Genomic DNA, 4,697 nt, shown 5'->3' with positions numbered 1-4,697 from the left:
GTCCAGCAGTGCGCCGGTGACGGAGCTTCCGATCAGGACGATCAGGCCCGAGACCGAGGAGAGCGCGCCGGTGTAGAGGCCGAGCCGGTCCGGTTCGGCGAGATCGGGGACCCAGGCCCGGGCCACGGGCGCGACGAGCATCTGGCCGAAGGTGAGCAGGACGACGAACACGGCGGAGGGCACGAGGCCCGCCGTGCCGCTCCCCACCGCGACGACCGCGAACCCGGCGCTGATCACCAGCAGTCCGGCCACCATCGAGCGGCGCAGCGACAGCCGGGCGCCGGCCCAGCGGGTGACCGGGAGCTGGGCGGTCACCACGAGCAGCGAGGACAGCGCGAACAGCCATGCGGTCGCCGACTGCGAACCGGTCGCCCGCTCCACCTCCTCGGGGAGGGCGAGGTAGAGCTGGTTGTAGGCGAGCAGGTAGGCGCCGTACGCGCAACACAGGGCCAGGAAACGGCGGTTGCGGACCAGCGCCCCCCATCCCCCGCTCAGTCGCACTCGTTGTCGCCCCGGGATGTGCTGCGGCAGCAGCCACGCGTGCCCGGCGAGGACGAGGACGAAGATCCCGGCACCCGCCAGACACACCGTGCGGAAGTCCACCGACAGCAGCAGCGCTCCGAGCAGCGGCCCCACGAAGGCACCGGCCTGCCCGGCCACCGTGAACAGCGCGAGTACGCGGGTGCGTTGGCCTCCCGCCGCCTCGTGGACGACGGCCTGCCGGGCGACCTCCGACTCCACCGCCGGTGAGAACAGCGCGGCGGCGAACCCGATGAGCAGGACGGCCCCGATGACCGCGCCCGTCCGTTCGGCGTACCCGAGCCAGGCGAACCCGGCGATCCGCAGCGCGCATCCGGCGAGGACGACCGGCCGGATCCCGTACCGGTCGGCGAGCGCCCCGCCCACCACGAACAGCCCCTGCTGGCTGAAGGTCCTGAGCCCGAGCACGAAACCGACCAGCCAGCCCGCCATTCCGACGGCCTGCCCCAGGTGGGCGGCCAGGAAGGGCAGCACCGCGAAGAAGCCGACGTTGAAGGCGAGTTGGGTGAGGATCAGCAGCCGCAGCAGCAGGGAGAGACCGACGGTGGTCCTCTGTGGTTCGACCGGCGTCGACGTCATCCGGCAGCCTCCGCGAACTCCGCTGCAGGCAAGGGCTGTTGAGTTCCTGTCGGCGTACGGGGACGCTCGCGCCGTCGCGGTCGGCGCACCCCGCCCGCCGCGCTCACCGCCAGCGCGCCCAGCAGAGCGAGTGCGGCGGCGGGCGCGAGGACGGCCCAGGGTGCGCGTTCGGCGTAGGGCTGGTTCTCGGCCAGGAGCAGGCCCCACTCCGGGGAGGGCGGCTGGCTGCCGAGGCCCAGGAAGCCGAGGGAGGCAAGGGCGAGCGCCACCCCGGGCAGGCGCAGCAGGGCGTGCCGGGTGACGGGCGGCAGGATCGCGGGCAGCAGCTCGTGGCGCAGGAGGTACCTACGGCTCGCGCCCAGGCCCCGGGTGGCTCTCAGGTGCGCGGTGGCGCGTTCCTGCCGGAGCAGCGAGGAGGTGTGCGCGGCGAGCGCCGCCCAGGAGACGGTGGCCACGGCGAGCGCGGGCGTGGCGGCGCCGCTCCCGGCGACGGCGGTCACGAGCAGCGCGGCGAGGACCGGCGGCACGGCGTTGACGGTGTCGACGAGGGGCCCGGACAGCCGGGGCAGCAGTCCGAGCAGGACACCGGCCACCAGCGCGGTGACGCTGATGGCGAGGGCGGTCAGGAGGGTGTCGAGCGCGCCGTGTCCGACCCGGGCGAGCAGGTCCCGGCCGAGCGCGTCGGTGCCGAACGGGTGTGTCCAGGAGGGGGGTTGGAGCCGGGCGCCGGTGTCCAGGGCGAGTGGATCACGGAACAGGCCGAGCGCGACGACAGCGGCCAGGAGCCCGCCGTACAGGAGAGGCAGGATGCTGCGGGCGGACCGGCGCGGGCGGTGCAGGGAGTCCAGGGCACCGTCGCGCAGGGCCCGGCCGGTCAGGAGGCGGACGCCGAGTGCGGCGAGGCCGGTGGCGGCGGCCGCGAGGAGCAGGAGGGCGAGGACGCCTGCCTGGAGCACGGGCAGGTCCTGCGCGAGGGCGGCCTGGAGGGTGGTGCGGCCGAGGCCCGGGATGTCGTAGATCTGCTCGACGGCGACGGACCCGGCCGTGAGCCCCACGACGAACAGGTTCAGGTTGGGCAGCAACGCGGGGGCGCAGCGGCGGACCGCTTTGACGGCGACGGTGCGGCCGGGCAGCCCGCGGGCCGCCGCGGCGGTCGCCCAGTCTTCGGCGAAGGCGCCGGGCAGCAGGTCGTCGAGGAGGCGCCCGAGCACGGCCCCGGTGGGCAGGCCGAGGGCGAGGGCGGGCAGGACCGTCCAGCGGGGCCCGTACCAGCCGAGGGCGGGCAGCCAGCCGAGCTGCACCCCGACGACGGTGGCGAGCAGGGAGGCGGTGAGGAACTCGGGCAGCGCGGCGAGCATCGCCGAGCCGCCGCCCCCGGGCCGCCGCCCGTCGAGTCGCCCGTGCGCGCCGAGCCACAGGGTGCGCGCGCACACCAGGGCCGCGGTGACGGCGGCCACCACGAGCGCCACCGCCACCAGCAGCAGGGTCACCCCGAGTGCCTGGACGACGGTCGGGGCGACCGGTGTGCCGTTCAGCCAGGACCGGCCTGCGTCCCCGCGCGGCAGGCCGCCGAGCCATTGGCCGAGCAGGTGCAACGGCCCCTGTTCGAGGCCCAGTTGGGCCCGGATGTCGGCCAGCACCCGCGGCGTCGGGTCGCGGTCCGCGGAACGCGCCTTGAGCACGGTGAGCGCCGGGTCGGTGCGCGACAGCCACGGCAGCAGGCCGATCCCGCAGACCAGGGCCGCCGCGAGCAGGATGCGCCACAGCAGGGTGGCCACTCGGTGCCCCATGGGTCAGCGTCGCGTTCCGGGGCCGACCAGGGTGCGTTCGTACGGGTCGAGGAGCACGCCCCGGACGCCGGTGGCGACTCCGGTGATGATCCTCTGATGGGCGAGCGGGACCACGGCGTCGGTGCCGAGGACCGCCGCCTCGGCGCGCAGGGCCGCCTGCTGCCGTTCCCCGGTGTCGGCCTCGGCGTCGGCCGCGGCGACCGCCCGGTCCACCGTGCGGTCGCACAGCCGGGCGAGGTTGTAGCCGCCGTCGCAGGTGTAGTCGCTCGCGAGGACGCCGACGGGATCACCGGTGTCGACGAGGCTGTTGCGGGCGCCGATGAACGCGTCGAACTTCCCCGCCAGCACGTCGCTTTCGAGCCGCGCGTACTCACGCACCACCAGAGTGACCTTGAACCCGGCCTTCTGGAGCTGCTGTTGGAGGACCTGGGCGGCTTCGGGGAGTTCGGGCCGGTTGTCGTAGGTGGCGAGGGTGACGGAGGTGTCGTGCGGGTCGGTTGCGGTCACACGTCCGGCGGGCTGCGGGCGCTTGCTGTCGGCCCAGGTCACGGCCGGCCCGTAGAGGCCGTCGCCGGGATCGGCGTACCCCTCGAAGACGCCCTTGACGACGGCGGAGCTGTCGACGGCCTCGCGGGCGGCGGCGCGCAGTCCCGGGTCCTCGAAGGGGCCGGACCCGGTGTTGAGCTGGAGGCTCGTGGTGCGGGTGGTGGCGGTCTCCCGCAAGGTTGCCTCGTCGAGGGCGGCGGCCTGGGCGACGGGGATCGCCTCGGCGATGTCGACCTGGCCGGTGCGCAGGGCGTTGGCGCGGGCGGTGCCGTCGGCGATGAAGCGGGCGTCGACGCCGGAGGCCTGGGCGCGGCCGCCCCAGTAGTCGTCGAAGCGGTCGAGGGTGGCGGCGGTGGAGCCGGTGACCCGGGTCAGCTCGAAGGGGCCGGTGGCGGTGCCGACCGGGTTCACTCGGCCCGCGGCATAGGCCTTGGGGGCGAACACGGCGAGGCTCGGGCTGGACAGCCGGAGCGGCAGGACCGGGTCGGCGGTCTTCGTGGTGACGCGTACGGAGTCGCCGGCCGCCTTGGCCGTCAGGGTGACGCCGGAGAGGGCGGCCGGGGCGGGCCTGGCCTCGCCGGCGTGGGTGAGCGCGGCGGCGGCCGCGGCCGGGGTGACCTCGGAACCGTCCTGGAAGGTGGCCTCCCGCAGGGTGAACAGCCAGGTGCGGTCGTTCTCGCGGCGCCAGGACTCGGCGAGCGCGGGGACGGCCGCGCCGTTGGCGTCGAGGGCCGTCAGCCCCTCGGTGACGCCGAGGCGGCTGAGAAGGGTGGCGTCGTCGCCGTACGGCGAGAGGTTCTCGGCGGGCGGGAAGGCGAGGGCGACGCGGAGGCGGGAGCCGTCGCCCGCGGTGCCGGACGTGTCGCCGCCCTGGGAGGCGAAGCAGGCGGTGAGCAGCGGGGCGAGCAGGAGGGAGCCGAGGGTGTGACGGCGGCGCATCGCGGTCACCGTCCCATCGGTATCTCGAAGTGGACGACACTGCTCGCGCCGCCCGTGGTCTCGCGCTCGTCGTGCACGACCTTGCCGATCGAGCGCCAGAAGGGCTCGGCGCCCGGGACGGCCGGGTCGGTGTGCAGGTAGACGGAGCGGTAGCCGCCGTCGGCGGCCGCGAAGGCGAGGAGCTCGTCGACCATGCGGCGGGCGAGGCCGCGCCTGCGGTGCTCCGGGCGGACGTAGATCCGGCGCAACTGGGCGGTCTCACCGCACGGGTAGCGCTCGGCGAGTTCGCGCGGGTTCGGCGGG

The 4,697-nt window shown here is 75.2% G+C and carries 4 protein-coding genes; all 4 read right to left on the bottom strand.

The features are described from left to right. Positions 1 to 1,119, bottom strand: a 1,119-nt coding sequence (locus EHS43_RS37845) for an MFS transporter (protein ID WP_125195147.1), incomplete at its 3' end; no start/stop codon positions are given. After that, the gene (locus tag EHS43_RS37840) at positions 1,116 to 2,909 is read right to left on the bottom strand and encodes an ABC transporter permease subunit (protein ID WP_125195146.1); all 1,794 of its coding nucleotides are present in this window, start codon (positions 2,907 to 2,909) and stop codon (positions 1,116 to 1,118) included. The genes EHS43_RS37845 and EHS43_RS37840, both read right to left, overlap by 4 nt. 3 nt (positions 2,910 to 2,912) lie before the next feature. Beyond that, positions 2,913 to 4,394 (bottom strand): ABC transporter substrate-binding protein, encoded by a 1,482-nt coding sequence (locus EHS43_RS37835; protein WP_185806585.1) that lies wholly within the window; start codon positions 4,392 to 4,394, stop codon positions 2,913 to 2,915. A 5-nt stretch (positions 4,395 to 4,399) separates the two neighbouring features. Further along, the coding region (locus EHS43_RS37830) for an N-acetyltransferase (RefSeq protein WP_148104195.1) at positions 4,400 to 4,697 on the bottom strand (298 nt) is incomplete at its 5' end.

The organism is Streptomyces sp. RP5T, assembly GCF_003933965.1.
Lineage (GTDB): Bacteria > Actinomycetota > Actinomycetes > Streptomycetales > Streptomycetaceae > Streptomyces.
Note: the sequence above shows the minus strand (reverse complement) of the source record. Positions and strands in the feature narration are given on the sequence as shown.